This window comes from Rothia sp. ZJ932 (assembly GCF_016924835.1).
Taxonomy (GTDB): domain Bacteria; phylum Actinomycetota; class Actinomycetes; order Actinomycetales; family Micrococcaceae; genus Rothia.
The window spans coordinates 896,073-912,297 of record NZ_CP070480.1 but is presented as its reverse complement, the minus strand read 5'-3'; the positions used below and the strand labels follow the sequence as shown (position 1 = coordinate 912,297).

Annotated in this window: 12 protein-coding genes and 3 tRNA genes; 9 read left to right on the top strand and 6 right to left on the bottom strand. The window is 53.1% G+C overall.

The window, feature by feature from the left end; all coding sequences use genetic code 11:
- The first annotated feature begins 380 nt into the window (after positions 1 to 380).
- Positions 381 to 842 (top strand): hypothetical protein, encoded by a 462-nt coding sequence (locus JR346_RS04215; protein ID WP_205483495.1) that lies wholly within the window; start codon positions 381 to 383, stop codon positions 840 to 842.
- Between the two features lie 187 nt (positions 843 to 1,029).
- Here the strand turns inward: JR346_RS04215 and JR346_RS04210 are convergent.
- The 3 genes from JR346_RS04210 to JR346_RS04200 all read right to left on the bottom strand — a co-directional run bounded on the left by JR346_RS04210 (position 1,030) and on the right by JR346_RS04200 (position 2,208).
- A tRNA-Lys gene (locus JR346_RS04210) sits at positions 1,030 to 1,102 on the bottom strand.
- Positions 1,103 to 1,416: 314 nt separating this feature from the next.
- A tRNA-Lys gene (locus JR346_RS04205) sits at positions 1,417 to 1,489 on the bottom strand.
- Positions 1,490 to 1,689: 200 nt separating this feature from the next.
- Positions 1,690 to 2,208, bottom strand: a complete 519-nt coding sequence (locus JR346_RS04200) for a MarR family winged helix-turn-helix transcriptional regulator (protein ID WP_239478667.1) — start codon at positions 2,206 to 2,208, stop codon at positions 1,690 to 1,692.
- A 193-nt stretch (positions 2,209 to 2,401) separates the two neighbouring features.
- Between JR346_RS04200 and bcp the strand changes: the two genes are divergently transcribed.
- The 8 genes from bcp (at position 2,402) to JR346_RS04160 (ending at position 10,484) form a co-directional block, all read left to right on the top strand.
- Complete coding sequence (gene bcp / locus JR346_RS04195; protein WP_204876824.1) at positions 2,402 to 2,875, top strand: thioredoxin-dependent thiol peroxidase; 474 nt, start codon at positions 2,402 to 2,404, stop codon at positions 2,873 to 2,875.
- 81 nt (positions 2,876 to 2,956) lie between these two features.
- Positions 2,957 to 3,038, top strand: a tRNA-Leu gene (locus JR346_RS04190).
- A 135-nt stretch (positions 3,039 to 3,173) separates the two neighbouring features.
- Positions 3,174 to 4,874 (top strand): ABC transporter substrate-binding protein, encoded by a 1,701-nt coding sequence (locus tag JR346_RS04185; RefSeq protein ID WP_205483493.1) that lies wholly within the window; start codon positions 3,174 to 3,176, stop codon positions 4,872 to 4,874.
- Positions 4,875 to 5,030: 156 nt separating this feature from the next.
- On the top strand, positions 5,031 to 6,506 hold the full coding sequence (locus tag JR346_RS04180) for a malate:quinone oxidoreductase (RefSeq protein ID WP_370592595.1): 1,476 nt from the start codon (positions 5,031 to 5,033) through the stop codon (positions 6,504 to 6,506).
- Between the two features lie 170 nt (positions 6,507 to 6,676).
- Positions 6,677 to 7,807: a YihY/virulence factor BrkB family protein gene (locus tag JR346_RS04175; protein ID WP_204876829.1), complete on the top strand. Its 1,131-nt coding sequence runs from the start codon at positions 6,677 to 6,679 to the stop codon at positions 7,805 to 7,807.
- Between the two features lie 99 nt (positions 7,808 to 7,906).
- Complete coding sequence (locus JR346_RS04170) at positions 7,907 to 8,674, top strand: alpha/beta fold hydrolase (protein WP_205483489.1); 768 nt, start codon at positions 7,907 to 7,909, stop codon at positions 8,672 to 8,674.
- Positions 8,675 to 8,734: 60 nt separating this feature from the next.
- Positions 8,735 to 9,823, top strand: coding sequence for an S-(hydroxymethyl)mycothiol dehydrogenase (locus JR346_RS04165; RefSeq protein ID WP_205483487.1), 1,089 nt, complete (start codon positions 8,735 to 8,737; stop codon positions 9,821 to 9,823).
- Positions 9,824 to 9,836: 13 nt separating this feature from the next.
- Positions 9,837 to 10,484: an MBL fold metallo-hydrolase gene (locus tag JR346_RS04160; RefSeq protein WP_204876832.1), complete on the top strand. Its 648-nt coding sequence runs from the start codon at positions 9,837 to 9,839 to the stop codon at positions 10,482 to 10,484.
- A 100-nt stretch (positions 10,485 to 10,584) separates the two neighbouring features.
- Here the strand turns inward: JR346_RS04160 and JR346_RS04155 are convergent, their stop codons facing one another.
- The 3 genes from JR346_RS04155 to JR346_RS04145 are packed head-to-tail and all read right to left on the bottom strand — an operon-like array spanning position 10,585 to position 16,209.
- Positions 10,585 to 11,925: a hypothetical protein gene (locus tag JR346_RS04155; protein ID WP_204876833.1), complete on the bottom strand. Its 1,341-nt coding sequence runs from the start codon at positions 11,923 to 11,925 to the stop codon at positions 10,585 to 10,587.
- Positions 11,912 to 15,067, bottom strand: a complete 3,156-nt coding sequence (locus JR346_RS04150; RefSeq protein ID WP_205483485.1) for an AAA family ATPase — start codon at positions 15,065 to 15,067, stop codon at positions 11,912 to 11,914. The genes JR346_RS04155 and JR346_RS04150 overlap by 14 nt, the downstream gene beginning before the upstream one ends.
- The gene (locus JR346_RS04145) at positions 15,064 to 16,209 is read right to left on the bottom strand and encodes an exonuclease SbcCD subunit D (RefSeq protein WP_205483483.1); all 1,146 of its coding nucleotides are present in this window, start codon (positions 16,207 to 16,209) and stop codon (positions 15,064 to 15,066) included. Before JR346_RS04145 ends, JR346_RS04150 begins: the two co-directional genes overlap by 4 nt.
- Positions 16,210 to 16,225: the final 16 nt, after the last annotated feature.

Here is a 16,225-nt window from a genome sequence, read left to right as displayed (position 1 = left end):
TGTTTATAATCTTGTGTCATTTATACCAGCTGTGCCGGCATGTGACGCTTTGGGTACTTAGCGCCTATAAAAAAGCCCTTCGCCGTGGGAGTTGGTGCGAAGGGTGTATATGTTTTATCAGGGTCATTGATAAGCCTGCGACCACCCTAGGGATTGACCACAAGCTTAAGAATTTCTACCTGAACATACTGCATAGACATACCTAACAGTATGCGGCGGGGGCAGTGGGAGGGTCAAAGCCTGCTCACCTTTTGAGAAGCAGGTCTCATTCATGAAGCAAGTGAGTCACGTAGCTGGGGCTAAACGTAACAAAATGTTTTATGGTTCTTTACAGTTTTTTCTCTGCTCTTTTTACAGGGCTACCGAGTAGACTGGCTCACATGAAACTAGTAGCACTGACCAGCGATGAAATAGCTCAGATACTGCACACCGTCTTTGATGAGCAGATTATCAACTTTGGCGCCTACAACCTCGTCTTAGCCACAGGAACCTCACGCTATGACAATGAGGACATTGCGACCGGTCAGCAAGAAGACCAGACATACTTTCTCGTGGGTTACCGGGACGCACCACGCGGAATCGTTGTTGCACCCGTTACCTTCCCTGAGATCGCCAGCGGAGGAACCCCCACCTCAGTAGACAACACTAATCTCGTGAGCCTTGGTATTAACCCCCACGAACAGCTTGTTATCGAAACCACGAACGGATCATCTTTCGCACTGAACTTTCAAGCCCTACACTCTTTCGAAAGCAGTCACGGCACTGGCACCCTCGATCAGACCGTTGACTTAGAGGATTTTGCAGAGTTCTTGAAGCAGTCCACCGTTTTAGAGCAGCTGTAGATTCAATGGCTGTTGTCTCCTGCCTCTTTCTTCATTCAGATTTGAGGCGCAGAGGCAAGTTATCTCACGAGGCTTGAGGTTATAGAGCTTTTCACTCCCCGGGCAAGCAAAAAGCTGATCAAGAATCTTGGGTATAGAAAATACTTGAGGGTCTCACCAAACGGTGAGACCCTCAAGTATTTATATGTACACCCCGTGGGACTTGAACCCACAACCCATTGATTAAGAGTCAATTGCTCTGCCAATTGAGCTAGAGGTGCGTAGCTTCTGAACGAAGCAACAGGTAATACTCTACACAGTCACCAGCTCACGAACAAATCAAAAGGCAGTGATGTGCATCTCTACTAGCCAAAACCACTAAACCACCCATTGATACATGATTCACCTCTTACCATGAGGTGAATCATGCGCTTAAAGATGAAGCTCGGGATTACAAGAAGTTTTAGAACAAAAAGTGTTCCCCTTACAGCTCAACAGCTCAACAGCTCAAGCCGCACTTTTACCATAACAGCTCAAACAGATTCTTCGGCAGACGCAAAAAAGACCTTACCGCAAGCGGTAAGGTCTTTCCCAGTACACCCCGTGGGACTTGAACCCACAACCCATTGATTAAGAGTCAATTGCTCTGCCAATTGAGCTAGAGGTGCATATCTTTTCGACTAATGCCGTGAAGACTTATATAACTATAGAACACCCAGATGAACCGCGCAACTCAAAAAGAGCAAATGTTAGCAAGGGCACTCTATTTGCTTATTCACCACTGCCCCACCCCGTGCCCACTTCCAGCACCTTAGGGCATAAAAGAAGGCGGCAGTTCGCACTGCCGCCTTACAGGTATATGGATGAACTATTTATTTTTCAGCCCTGACCCAGAGTCTGTTTCAATCACTGCGGTGACGTCTGTGTCTGCTGACAGTTCAGAATCCACCTGCAGGTTGTTCACTTTCTCCGTACTGGGCTTGAGGTTGCCCTCAGTGGCTGACTCGAAGATTTCTTTACCACCTTCGTGGGTGGAGAGCTCTTGAATCACGCTGATGAGCATATTTTGAAAGTCGGGGTTAGCAAGCTCCCCCGACTGCGATAACTTATTATCAACTTCTTCAGCACGATCGAGGGCAGCAAGACCACTCTCAGTGATAGTTAGAAGGTAGCTACGACGATCCGTAGTACTTCTTACCCGTTCAATATGACCGTAGGCTTCAAGACGCGCGAGGGTTTTCCCCATCGTCTGCGCCTGCACGCCTACAATGTGGGCAACTTGCACCTGAGAAATTTCACCGTTTTGAGAGATAACTCCCAAAGCAGTGACTCCTGCGTGCGTCAGCCCCAAGTCTTTGAGTTGAGCATTCCAACTGTGCTCAAGCATCCGAGCTGCTGTTGATAATAAACGATTTATGGACCACTTACCGATATCAGGCATACGGTCATTATAGGGTTAACTGAAGAAATTTTTTATAGCTCTGAGCAAAAAATTTTCTCACCCCGCCTATATTCATGGGGAGAATATTTATAAGATGTTCATGCATTGTTCACAGTCTCTGCAACGAAAGTGATGGGTTATGAGCCAGCGACTTACCCCCGGTGATACAGCACCAGATTTCAGCCTGAAGGACGCAGCAGGCAACACGGTTGCTCTTGCTGACTACAGCGGGCAGCAGGTGATTATCTATTTCTATCCCAAGGCGTCCACCCCCGGATGTACCACCCAGGCTTGCGATTTCCGTGACAGCCTTGAGAGCCTTGCCGGGCATGGGTACAAGGTTTTGGGCGTCTCCCCCGATTTACCGGACGCGTTAGCACGGTTTGCCACCAACCAGTCGCTGACCTTCCCCTTGCTTTCCGATGAAGACCATGCAGTGGCTGAAAGCTACGGTGCGTGGGGCGAGAAGAAGAACTACGGCAAGACCTATGTGGGTTTGATTAGGTCAACCATTATTGTTGACGAGAAGGGCAAGGTAGCGCTTGCTCAATACAACGTGCGAGCCAAAGGTCATGTGGCTAAACTTCGCCGCGATCTGGGTATCGACAGCTAACCGGTCACCTCTCGACCGGTTCGATTAGGAGATTTTCAACGGATTACGGTAGTATGTTTTCCGTTGATATTTACTATCTCAGCGCGAGTGGTGAAATTGGCAGACACGCAGGATTTAGGTTCCTGTGCCTTACGGCGTGAGGGTTCAAGTCCCTCCTCGCGCACTGAAGCCCAGATTTTCATCTGGGCTTCAGTTATTTGTGGCGGTTTGTAAGCGGGTGGCACGCAATGGTGCGTTGCTTTTTCCCCGCTAAAGATTCGCCACTGAGTCGCTAGTTCGTAGAGAAAGCTGAAGATTCATGGATTCGTCTGCCCTCTCCCGCCGAGATTTCGCCCGTCTCTCAGCTCTAATCGCCTTGGGTGTCCCCCTCTCAGCATGCACGAATGATGCGATTTCCCCCGCAGATAGTGCCCCAGCGGTTCCTGAGAAAGTGCTTCGCTTTGCCAACGCTGCCCCCGTTATTTCGCTTGACCCCGGTATCTCAACCAGCTTTGAGACCGGACGCGTGTGCGCGCAGATACTTGAAGGGCTAACTCTTCCTAACCTAGATACCGGGCTACCAGAACCCGGTCTCGCAAAGAGTTGGGAGGTCTCAGACGATGGATTGGTCTACACCTTTGAGGTGCGCACCGATGTTATGTTCCATGACGGAGAAGCCCTCAACGCCGAGGTTGTTGTACAAAACTTCGACAGGTTTAAGCAGCTTGCCAGCGTCCCCCAGTCCAGCGCTGTATCGCGCTACCTCAGCTTTTTTGGCACGGCTACCCCGGCAGGAGAATTAGAGCCGCTCATTGCTTCCTATCAGGGGCAAGGAAATCAGCTAGTTGTGCGGCTATCACGCCCCAGCGTCTCCTTCCTCGCAGCGCTGAGCCAACCAGCTTTCGGTCTACGCTCACCTTCTGCCCTTGACCAACAACCATCTGCTGAACACCTGATCGTAGGCACAGGCCCTTTCCGTTGTACCTCATGGAACAAGGGCGCAGTAACCCTCGAAAAATTTGAGAATTACTGGGGCACAACGCCCAGTATTGACAGGGTGGAATTTAGCGCCATCACCAGTTCTCAGATGCGTTATTACCGCCTCACCAAGGGTGAGATTGACGGCTACGACCAAGTAGGTCTTAACGATTTTGTGCCCTTGGCGCGTGCGGGCTATCAAACCCGCATCCGCGACCCTTACGCACTTGCCTACGTAGGTTTCAACCTTCAAAACCCCCTCATGCAAGATTCCCTCATTCGTCAGGCTATGACGCATGCTATTGACGCGAACGCTATCGTTTCGGGGATTTTCCCGCAGGGCTCCACCCGCGCGCGCGATTTCATTCCCCCGCTGTTCATGATGGATTCTGATGAAATCAACCAGCTCATTAGCTACGACCCCGAACGCTCCAAAAAGCTGTTGCAAGAATCCGCCTATAAAGGAGAGCCCTTAGAGTTCTATTACCCCACTGATGTCTCTCTCCCCTCCATGGAGAGACCAGAGGTGGTATACGCCAGCGTCGCGGGGCATCTCAGCAGAGCAGGTTTTAACATCAAGCCACGACCGATCAAGTGGTCTGACGGTTACTTAGAAGCCGTACGTTCTGCACCCGCCGAACAGGCTCTTTATCTCGACGGGTTCATTGGCGCTTACCGTGATCCCGCAGCATTTCTAGGACGCGTCCTGGCTCCCCTTCGCGGTATCAGTGGAGACATTGACACTGCTATCTCTTCCTCTGACATTTCAGCGGCAACCGGTGACTCAGCCGCTGTTACCCCCGTGCAGAATCTCTCTGACACTTTCAAAGAACTCTACGCAGCTGATGCTATTGAAGATCTCACCGAGCACCGCGAAAAATACGCGCAAGCAAGCTACCACCTCATGCAACATTTCGTTGCTATACCCCTAGCTTTCGCTGTTAGCTCCGTTGCTCTCGCCAACACAGTCACCACCTACCCTATGAGCGCCACCGGTCTCGACAACCTTGCCTACGCCGGCGTTTCACCCCGTACGTCCTAAGTTTTGCGTCATCTTTGCCCAACCTCGGTAGACACGTTAGGCATTGGTAGGTATCACGCGATACCCTAACAGTAGTAACTGCTCAGAGTAATTTCTGGGCAGATAAAGACGGGTTCTACGGCAGAGCCCTTCGCACAACTGATGGAGTTTTTCACTGTGACACGTACTGAAACTGCAGACGTCGTCCTCGTTGGCGCGGGTATTATGAGCGCCACCCTTGGCGTCCTGCTAAAAGAAGTTGAACCCTCCTGGAACATCACCATTCTTGAACGGCTTGATAAGCCCGCCCAGGAATCGTCTGGTCCGTGGAACAACGCCGGTACCGGTCACTCTGCCCTGTGCGAGCTGAACTACGCACCGGCAGCAGCCGACGGCAGCGTTGATCCCACCAAAGCTATTGGAATCAACGAGCAGTTCCAGATTTCTCGTCAGCTGTGGGCGTCCTTGGTCGAAGAAGGCAAGGTTCCCAACGCTGAGTTTATTAATCCTGTACCGCACATGTCGCTGGTTTTCGGGGACGCGCACAGCGACTATATGAAACAGCGCTACGCAGCTTTGGGCAACCAGAAGCTGTTCGAGCGTATGGAGTTTAGCGAAGACCGCGACCAGATCGCGCAGTGGGCACCGCTGACCATGAACGGTCGTACTCCCGGACGCGTAGCGGCAACCTACTCCCCCGAGGGAACTGACGTTGATTTTGGTACGCTCACCAAGCACATGATCAACTACCTGAAAGAAAACGGTGCTCAGGTTGAGTTCGGTCAGCAGGTTACCAAGGTCACCAAAGAAACCGACGGTAGCTGGACCCTCTCTGTGAAGAACCGTCTGAACTCAGAGCACAATAAAACCATTCGCGCCAAGTTCGTTTTCTTGGGTGCCGGCGGTGGCGCCTTGAGCCTGCTACAGAAATCGGGCATTCCCGAGGGTAAAGGTTTTGGTGGCTTCCCCGTCTCTGGTCTCTTCTTGCGTAACACCAGTGAAGAAACCGCTCTCAAACACAATGCCAAGGTCTACGGTCAGGCGTCGGTGGGTGCTCCCCCTATGTCTGTTCCTCACCTGGATACCCGCTACGTTAACGGTAAGCGTTCACTGCTGTTTGGCCCTTACGCAGGGTTCAAGACTAACTTCCTCAAGCAGGGATCGCTGCTTGATCTTCCGCTGTCGCTGCGCCCGGATAACATCTACCCCATGGCGCGTGCTGGTCTAGATAACATGTCGCTCACCAAGTACCTCATCACTGAAGTACTCAAAAACCGTGAGGCTCACATCGCGTCTTTGCACGAGTACTACCCCGAAGCTCAGGCAGATGAATGGGAGCTCATCACCGCAGGTCAGCGTGTTCAGGTCATGAAGAAGGACGCGAAAAAGGGCGGCATCTTGCAGTTCGGCACCGAACTTGTTGCCGCAGGTGACGGCTCTATCGCAGCTTTGTTGGGTGCCTCACCCGGTGCTTCCACCGCAGCGCCCATCATGTTCAAGCTCCTTGAGCAGTGCTTCCCCACCCGTATGGGCGAGTGGGAACCACGCCTGAAAGAACTGGTGCCCGCCTACGGTGTTTCCCTCAACAGTAACCCAGAGGTTGCCGATGAAATCATGGCGTACACCGCCAAGATTCTGGGCATCAATAACTAAACTCGCAGTAAAAAAGTGGGGCTACTAACTCATTCAAAAAGTAGCCCCACTTTTTTGTTGAAGTGGTGCCAGATAAAATTCCACTATTTACTGAACTGAGCAGTAAACTGTGTATTCGATAAAACCACATCTTTGACGTTCACTTTTCTCTCTTTTAGAAAACGAGACCCATGCAAACTCCAGAAGAACAGACCATCAAGCGGGCAGAGCACGGCTCTGACCCGCGTTCCGGTGAAAAGCCGCAGAAACTGACGCAGCTCGGTAAGCCCAGTTGGATTTATATTTTCAAGCGTTCACTGAGAGAGTTCCTCGCTAACGGCAGCACCGATCTTGCAGCGGCTCTGACCTATTTCGCGGTGTTTTCCATTATGCCGATGCTTCTGGCTTTGGTATCACTTTTGGGTGTTTTCGGTCATGGTCAACAGACTACGGACGCGATTCTGAACTTCCTCTCAGACTACGCTCCCAAAGATATTTTGGGTGTCGTTGAGCAGCCCATCTCTCAGCTGACTGCTTCAAGTGCCGCTGGTTTGGCGTTGGTGACCGGTCTGGTGGGTTCGCTCTGGACGGCATCGGGCTACGTTGGCGCTTTCGGGCGCGCACTCAACCGTATTTACGGTGTTGTTGAGGGGCGTCCTATCTGGAAGCTGCGTCCTATCAATCTTGTTGTTACCCTCATCATGGTCTTGATTATGGTGTCGATGATGATGGTTCTGCTGACTTCTAAGGACGTTCTCGACGTCGTGGGCGATTTCACCGGTATGGATTTTGGTGGCTTCGCAGCTATCTGGAACTATGCTCGCTGGGCTGTCATGCTGATCATTGCCATTATTTTAGTGGGCGTGCTCTACTTCGCGACCCCCAACGTTAAGCAGCCAAAGTTCCGTTGGATATCCCCCGGTGCAGCTTTTGCACTCATCATGATGGGTGTAGCTGGTGCTGGTTTCACCTTCTACGTTTCAAACTTCGCCAACTATAACGCAACCTACGGCGCTATCGGTGGTGTGATTGTCATGCTAATGATGGTCTGGATCATGAACAATGTTCTGCTCTTTGGTGCTCAGATTGATGCTGAAATTCAGCGAGCACGCGAGTTGCACGCCGGTATTCCGGCTGAGGAGACCCTAAAGATTGAACCTCGTGATGACACCATGGCGATTAAGAACCTGGAGAAGCTCGATAAGCTGGTCGAAGAGGGGCGTGAGATTCGCCTACAGAATAACTCTGGCATGAATATGCAAGAAGAAGCTGCAAAGAACGAAAAGGAAAATATCAACGATATCGACCTGTCAAAGAACTAGTAGTCTTGCTGTAGTAGCTAAGTAAGATCTAGTGGGTAAACTCTAAACCCGGTGCTCTGCAAAGAGCGCCGGGTTTTTGTGTGGTGAAAGAAGAACGCGATGGAGTCTCAGATTTTTGAACCAGTCGGTGAGTATGTGGCAACGGTGGTTGCTGTACACGGGTTTGGTGGTTCTGTGCAGCAGAACTGGGTGAAAACAGGGTGGGTTAAAACCCTGACGCAGGCAGGTTTTAGGGTGTGGGCGGTAACGCTTCCCCTCCATTCTGTAGAAGATGACGCTGAGGTAGAACCCGGTGAAATGCCCAAAGATATCAACATCATGGTGCAGCATCTCAACAGTGAAATCTACCAGCTAGCTCAACCGGTAGTAGGGCTGGGGTTTTCCTTGGGCGGGCGCCTTATCTGGGAGCTGGCAACGGACGCTTCTAGCCCGCTGGCTGCGGCAACCATCATCGGTATGGGAGCACACAATCACCTTGATATTGCCGCCCATGAGCTTGTTTCTTCAGACCCAGCACCGGGGCACGACGAACGACTTTTTGATCAGGTTCTCGCTCACACCCGTGTTCCTCGCCCAGCACTATTGACCTTTGCTCGGGCACTGTCGAACCCACTCACCAGTTTTCAGGCACGCGTCCCGGTACTTCTACTTCACGGAGAACACGATGCTCTAGCCGCAGGCGCTCAACAATTAGTTGACGCCACGTTAGCCGCAGGTTATTCGGCACGCCTAGAAGTTGTTGCAGGACGCGACCACATCTCGGTGCTCACCTCGGGCAAAGCACGCGCGACAGCCAGAGATTTCTTACGCCAAGAACTAACCTCAACGCTGGAGGTAGAGGTTAAATCACAGCATGGGCTACGGTAGGTAATAGGCACTTTTATCGGTGCGCCACCACACAGATTAATATCGTTGCAAGGAGAATCAGTGCACAAGGTTAAAGCCGTTGTAGCTCTCGAAAAAGGTAATGTCAGCGTTACCACCATTAATGTTCCTAACCCCGGCCCCGGTGAAGCATTGGTCAAAGTACTCACCTGCGGTGTATGCCAGACCGATGAGCACTATGTTGCAGGTGGCGTCGGCAATAACTTTCCCTACCTACTGGGTCACGAGTCATCGGGTGTAGTTGAAGCTGTCGGTGAGGGCGTTACTAACGTTGAGCCCGGCGACAAGGTTATTCTCAACTGGCGTGCAGTGTGCGGTGAATGCCGTGCATGCAAGAAGGGTCAGTTGCAGTACTGCTTTAACACCCACAACGCCACCCAGAAGATGACCCTGGAGGACGGCACTGAGCTTGAGCCTGCACTCGGTATCGGCTCATTTGCAGAAAAGACTCTAGTAGCTGCCGGGCAGTGCACCAAGATTGAAGCTGACCTTGACGATGACCAGTACGCAGCAGTTGGTTTGCTGGGTTGTGGCGTCACCGCAGGCCTCGGCGCAGCCCTGAATACCGGTGAGGTTAAGCGCGGAGAATCTGTTGCTGTTATCGGTTGCGGTGGCGTAGGTACCGCCGCTATTGCCGGTGCTAAGCTCGGCGGTGCAACCACCATTATCGCCGTTGATATTGATGATGCTAAGTTGGAACGCGCCCGCGCGCTGGGTGCTACCCACACTATTAATTCCAAGCAGGCTGATGCGGTCGAGGGCATTCAGAAGCTCACCGGTGGCTTTGGTGCTGATCTGGTGATTGATGCCGTCGGCATTGCACCCACCTTCAAACAGGCTTTCGAGGCTCGTGATTTGGCAGGACGCATGGTTCTCGTGGGTGTGCCCGCTCCCGATACCATCGCAGAGCTACCTTTAGATCAGGTCTTTGGACGCGGCGGTTCTATCAAGTCATCGTGGTACGGCGACACTCTACCCTCACGCGACTTCCCCATGTTCGTTCAGCACTACCAGCTGGGTAACCTTGACCTCGACGCTTTCGTGACCGAGCGTATTGCCCTTGAAGACGTTGAAAAGGCTTTTGAAACGATGAAGAGCGGCAAAGTCTTGCGCTCAATCGTTGAGCTGTAAGGAGTACTTTTTCATGTCAGAACGCATTGAAAATGTTGTTACCAGCGGTACCTTCTCGTTAGATGGTGGCACCTGGGAGGTCGATAATAATGTGTGGATTATCGGCAACGATGAATCTGTGGTGATTATCGACCCCGCCCACAACGTTGATAAAATCTCGGCCACCGTTGACGGTCGCACCGTTGAGAAGATTCTCTTGACGCACGCCCACGACGACCACATCCGCAGCGCCAAAGAAGCAGCGGATCGGTTCAACGCGCCCGTTTATCTGAACAGTGCCGATAGGGTGCTGTGGGAGATGGTTTACCCTGATTGGGAGTTCGACAGCGACTTAGCCGATGGTGACACTATCACCATCGGCACCACCGAACTCACCGTTTTAGAAACCCCCGGTCATTCCCCCGGCTCTGTTTGCTTCTACTCACAAGACCTCAGCTGGGAGAACAGTAGCGGTGTCGTCTTCTCAGGCGATACCCTCTTCAGCGGTGGTCCTGGAGCAACCGGGCGTTCGTACTCAGATTTCAATACCATCATCGAATCCATCAAGAACAAGCTGTTCACGCTACCCGATTCAACCGCAGTATTGACCGGTCATGGCGATAGCACCGGCATCGGTCTTGAAGCCCCCGAGCTGGACGCATGGATTGCACGCGGTCACTAGGAGAAACCGCTAGCACCTGGGCGTATAGCGTGCGTTAAAAACCACCGCAGGGGCAAAAAATCTCTGCGGTGGCTTTTGTATATACGCTAAGTTGCGCGGCTTAGAAGGTTGATTCGAGGTGTTCTTCGTACGATCTGCGCCAGTAAAAACCAAAAATGTGACCCACCACGAAGTAGGTGGTGGCAGCAACAACGGGAATCAGCATACCTACCTGGTAGCCGTAAGTCTCGCTCAGAATCGCGCCCCATACCAGTCCCAGCGCTAAGCCCGCAGTCAGAGTTGCCTGCGATGAGGTCAGCGCACGGTCAAGGTAGCCGCGTAAAGAAGCTGAGGTGGTCACAGATTCCATGCAGACTGTTGCCGCACCTGTGCCCACCCCCAGCCCAACCATCGTGAGCACCACACCGAACCCCGTCACCGGGATAGAAAGCAGCATGGTCAAAGCGATAAGAACCGCCCCGCTCACCAACCAGCTGTTCCAGCCTGCCACTCGTACGCGTCCGAAGAGCAAGAAACCACCGGCAAAAGCGCTCGCTAAACCCATCACTGCCACGTAAAAACCCAGCTGTTCAATCGAATCAGAGCCCAAAGTCAGTGACGCTAAAGAAGACTGTGCAGAGCCAACAATCACTCCCACGCACGCGGTGCCTAAGAGAGGCAGCCACGTAAAATCGCGTGAAGAAGGCACCTTGCCTACCGCTGAATAGGTTCTGAACCCCTGGGCTGATACCGCCGGGAACAGCGGTTTATTGACGCGCGAGACCACAAACAGCATGCCCAACATGTTAATAATAATGAGAGCAAACAGGCAGTACATCGGCCCAATGAGCAGCGCGATCAAGCCGGTAACAACAGCAGCTACCGGCAGCGTAGCCACCTCAAAAAGAGACTCGAAAGCAATAGTTGAGTTCAACATTTTACGGTCGCGGGTACGCTTATATTCCCGGCTCCAATACGAACGCATCATCGAAGACATCGGTGGGATGGTCGCCCCAGCAACACTGGCAGCTATCAAAATACCCGTAGCGTTAACAGTGGTGGGTGCCTGCGCAGCAATCTCTACCAGTTGCCACGACAGCAAAGACATCGCCGGAATATTCGCAATACCTGTACACAGCAAAAGACGGGCATGACCAAACCTTTGAGCCAGGACGCTGTACACCGGCATCATCGCCGCGTACGTGAGAGCAACAATGCCAGCAGCGAACCCGCCCACGCTCACCTCACTCGTCTGTTCAGCAACACCAATCAGCAGCGATAGCGACAGCATAGGCGGCACAAGACGCATCAGCACCACAAAAGCCATAAACTGCCCGCCCAGGGCATCGGAAAGCAACCGGAACCGCTGCAACGTGTAGCGCGCTGAATAGCGCCACCGCTGCCGAATACCCGGATGCGCGTCAAACGCCATCAGTTCACCGCGGGTTTTAAGAGATGACAAGAGAAGAACCCTCCGGTGAACGGTTCACTTGAACCTGGGTTGGGATGCGGTTTTTCATTTCAGCAACGTGCGAAATAAGACCGATAACGCGACCACCGGCTCGCAGCGAATCCAAGGTGTTCATAACTTCTTCCAGGGTCGAATCGTCCAAAGAACCAAAGCCTTCGTCCACAAAGAGCGTGTCTATATCGATACCTCCGCTGCGCTGCTGAACAGCCTCCGCCAGCCCCAAAGCAAGGGCAAGAGAAGCCATGAAAGTTTCACCGCCCGAAAGCGATTTGGTGGGTCTATCATCATCATGCCAGGCATCGTGTACCACAATGCCCAACCCAGCGCGGGAGTTGCCCCTGCCCTTACCGTCTTCTCTCTCGTGGCTGTACTTCAGGGTGTACCTGCCGTGAGTCATCCGCTTAAGATGATCGGAAGCATTAGCCGTCACCTCACGCAACTGGGCAGCCAGCACATACGTCGTAAGAGTCATATTCAGGCTGTTATCAGACCCCAACCCGTTAGCAGTATTCGCCAACAGATTCCATCGGGCTGCTTCATCCACCAGGGACTGTGACACTTCAGCCTGACACTCGTAGCGCTCGCCCACGCTCACCAACGCTCCACTGTTTGCGGTCATCTCAGCCTGTAAATGAATCACACGATCACGGGCATCGGCCAGTTGCTTCACTAGCGTTTCAAGGTCCTCGACTATTTGCGAGTCGGGGGCGCTTACGCCCTGTTCCTGTGCCTGCGCCACTGCCTGAAGCACAGGATCTTCCAGCTGCCCGGTCAAACGCTCATCAGCAGTGCGGAAATCGCTCACCACTGTGTTAAGACGTCTGATCTCAGCAGCTGGTAGCGAGGCTTCCTCCGCATGTTCAGCTGTCTCAAATTCCGATGCCATCAGCAACTGGGTGAGCGCGGTTTTTGCTTGATCTAGACGCTCACTTTCAGAGTCAGTAAGCTCTTTGAGGCGGACGCGCTCAGCTGCTGCGGTGCCGTAGTCACATACCAGCTTTTTGCGGGTGGCTACGCTGCGTTCTGTTTCACGCCCTTCAAGTTCTAGTTGTAATCGGTCAAGCTCCTGGGCATAGACACTCACTAGCTGCTGTTGCTGGGTTATCGTGGTTGCTGTTGCAGCCAGTTTCGCTTCAAGTTTCTTGCCCTGCTCTTCTAAGCGAGTAAAAGTTCGGTGGAGAGCATCTCGCTCTGAGATTCTCTGCTGGATACCTTCAACAGCGGTTTTCGCCCGTATCTCAGCCTCGGCAGCGTGCGCCGGTTCTACAGCGCCCTCTGCGACCAGTTCCTTGAGTTTCTGACGGGCTGATTCAAAAACTGTTTGGGCTTTATCGCGGGTTTTTTCAGCGCGATTACGGTGCTCGATAGCAGCATCAATATCACCCTGTTCGATGAGCTGAGTATCGTGCGGAGCGGTAGCTGGTGCCGGATGTTCGGCAGAACCACAGACGGGGCACCTCTCATTTGCTTGTAGCTGCTGCGCTAACAGATAAGCTGCCTGGCTAAAACGCAGCTGCTGGATATCCTCAGCCGCTTGAGCGGCATTACGCCTGGTAGCTTCAGCTTGTTTGAAAACAGTTTCAGCGCTAGCAACCTTTTTCTGTTGTAGCTCCCACTGCTGCGACAGTTCAACAACAGCGACAGCCCGCTGATGGCTATGCTGAGCCTCTTCAAGCTCTCGTTCGATGCCTTCAAAAGCGGTCAGTTGTTCGATGACCGTTGAGGTTTGCTCCCGATGCTGGGTCTCGGCGACGGAAAGTTCTGCTTGTGCGTGCTCAGCTTTTTCAAGTTCAGACTGCGCCTGTTGGCGTTGAGCCGCGGTACGTTCCCGGTCAGCGAGCGCTTTTTCGAGTCGGTCAAGGGCACTGAGGGCTTGTGCGATCTGGTGGCTGAGTTGATGCTCCGGTGCGCTGAGCACTGTTGCTTCGGGGTGGGTTTCCACCGGGGGTATCTCGGTGAGTACGGCGTGCGCTGCTTGCTCTGCGTCGATGCTTTTGGCATGGGCTTGACGGGCTTTTTCGTAGGCGGCGGTTGAGGTGGCGACCTGTTGGATGGCTGGTAGCACGGGTGCTGCCCGCTGCGCCGCCTGCAGCTGTTGCTCGGTCTGGGCGATGTCGTCGGCTCGCGCGTCCAGCTTGCGTTTGCGCTGGGTGATGGTAGCAAAACGTTGCCAGTCATCGAGCTGCTTTCGCAGGTGCTGTGCCCTTCCCTGGCTGGTTTCGTGGGTTTGGGTTAGTTGATAAAGGGCGCCGCTTAGTCGCTGCTCAGCATCTGCCAGCTGCTGACGTAGTCGGGTGTGCTCAGTAACGAAGTCAAAGGTTTCTTCTGCTGTTTCCTCTTCAGTTTCTGTGAGGTTTAGGTCTTCTAGCTGGGTGAGATAGCCCTGGAGCTGCTCTAGGAAGTCCGTGCTGCCGTCCTGCTCTACGAGCGTTTTGATTTCTTGGTAGAGGTCATGTTCTTTGCGGTGAGTGGACTGCTGGCCCATGCCCTTGAGCGAATCAGTCAGAGCATCTACTGCCTGCCGAGCGGTATGAGAGGCGGCAGTGGCTGAGCGTGCGCGTTCTTGCAGCTGTTCTTGTACTGTCTGAAAGTCCTTAGTATCAAAGAGCTTTTTAAGCAGTGCTTCGCGTTCATCTGATTTTGCGTTGAGGAACTTAGCGAACTCCCCCTGTGGTAGCAGAATTACCTGAGAAAATTGTTCTCGGTTAAGACCGATGCGGTCTTGGATCATTCCGGCAGCCTCGGAGTGACCGGTGCTGAGGGTTTTCCACTGACCGTCTTCTAGTTTTTGCAGCAGTGCCTTAGCATTTTGTGGGGTGAACCCCGTCCCCTTGAGTTTGGGTCTATCCCATCTAGGGTTACGCACTATTTTTAGGCGTTCTGAACCCACCGTGAACTCTAGTTCTACTCCCGGTTCATCATGTTCATTGGCAAAGCGGCTACGCAGTTGAGGACGCGCTGTGGGGGTTTCTCCGTAGAGGGCAAAACTGATGGCGTCGAGAATAGAGGTCTTGCCGGCTCCTGTGGGACCGTTCAGCAGAAAGATACCTGCTTCATTCAACCGTTCGAAGTCGATGTGTTCTTCACGCGGGAACGGCCCGTAGGCTTTGAGGGTGAGGGAGTGAATGATCATTGGCTTACCTTGGCTGTGTGGGTTTCTTCGACGACGCTGGTGACGACTACGCGTTCTGCCGGGGTAAGGTCTCTCCCCAGTACGTAGGAGTAGAAATCGGCGCAGACATCGATGAGCGGTCGTTCTTTTTCGGTGAGACGGTGGGCTTTATCGGTTGCAGGACTTATTCCGCTGGGTTTGAAGTAGAGTTCGGCGATGGAGGGAAAGACCGCTCCCAGTTTTTCTAGTGCTTGGGAAGGGCGTTCCGTATCGGTGAGGGTAATGCGGCAGATGGTGTTGGCGTAGTGTTCGGCGTTTTCAGCGGTGGTCAGCTCGTCAAGGGTTCCGGTGAGGCTGGCTAGCTTAATGCCAGCTTCCCATTCGTGCCCCTCAATAGAGGTGATACCGCTTTGATCTACCTCAAGAATCCACGCGCCCTTGCGGTGCTTTTCTTCAGAGAAGGAGTAGGCGATCGGTGATCCGCTATAACGCACTTTCTCGCTTAGCTTTTGTTTGCCGTGCAGGTGCCCCAACGCCGCGTAATCGAAAGAATCAAAAAGGTTCAAAGGCACGCTCAGCGCACCGCCGACGCTGATTCGCCGTTCAGAGTCAGAGTCCACACCGTTGGCTGCAAAGCAGTGCGCCATGACAAGGGTGGCGTGCGGGGTGCGGGTGCGCGCGTCCTGCTTGATGCGTTCAAGAGCGTGCCCCAGCACTGCCTCATGGGTGGGTTCTATGTTCCAGTTGCCGGCGAAAGCACGCGGTTCAAGATAAGGAATGCCGTAGACATTCACGTTTACCCCGCCTGCGGTAAGTTCCACCGGGATCTCAAGGGCTGATGCTTCAGTCAGCATAAACAAACCACCGGCGCGCAAAATATCGGCGGCAAACCCCAGGCGCAGGGCAGAATCGTGATTACCGCTGGTCACGATCACCTGTGCCCCCGCCTTGACTAACCGGGTCAGAGTGTGAGAAAGCAAAGCCACAGTATCGGGGCGAGGCTGAGCTTGATCGTATACATCACCGCTAATCAGCACCGCATCAATAGCACGGGTGGTCACCAGTTCTACTAGCTCGTTAGTAAATTCGACGCAGGTTTCGTGCAGCGAGAGACCGTGAAAAGTGCGGCCTAAGTGCCAGTCAGAAGTGTGAAGAATACGCATAGTCTCTAGTTTACGG

Coding starts and splice junctions, on each gene's coding strand:
- JR346_RS04215 (WP_205483495.1), top strand. CDS start 381: ATGAAACTAGTAGCACTGACCAGCGATGAAATAGCTCAGATACTGCAC.
- JR346_RS04200 (WP_239478667.1), bottom strand. CDS start 2,208: ATGCTTGAGCACAGTTGGAATGCTCAACTCAAAGACTTGGGGCTGACG.
- bcp (WP_204876824.1), top strand. CDS start 2,402: ATGAGCCAGCGACTTACCCCCGGTGATACAGCACCAGATTTCAGCCTG.
- JR346_RS04185 (WP_205483493.1), top strand. CDS start 3,174: ATGGATTCGTCTGCCCTCTCCCGCCGAGATTTCGCCCGTCTCTCAGCT.
- JR346_RS04175 (WP_204876829.1), top strand. CDS start 6,677: ATGCAAACTCCAGAAGAACAGACCATCAAGCGGGCAGAGCACGGCTCT.
- JR346_RS04170 (WP_205483489.1), top strand. CDS start 7,907: ATGGAGTCTCAGATTTTTGAACCAGTCGGTGAGTATGTGGCAACGGTG.
- JR346_RS04160 (WP_204876832.1), top strand. CDS start 9,837: ATGTCAGAACGCATTGAAAATGTTGTTACCAGCGGTACCTTCTCGTTA.
- JR346_RS04150 (WP_205483485.1), bottom strand. CDS start 15,067: ATGATCATTCACTCCCTCACCCTCAAAGCCTACGGGCCGTTCCCGCGT.
- JR346_RS04145 (WP_205483483.1), bottom strand. CDS start 16,209: ATGCGTATTCTTCACACTTCTGACTGGCACTTAGGCCGCACTTTTCAC.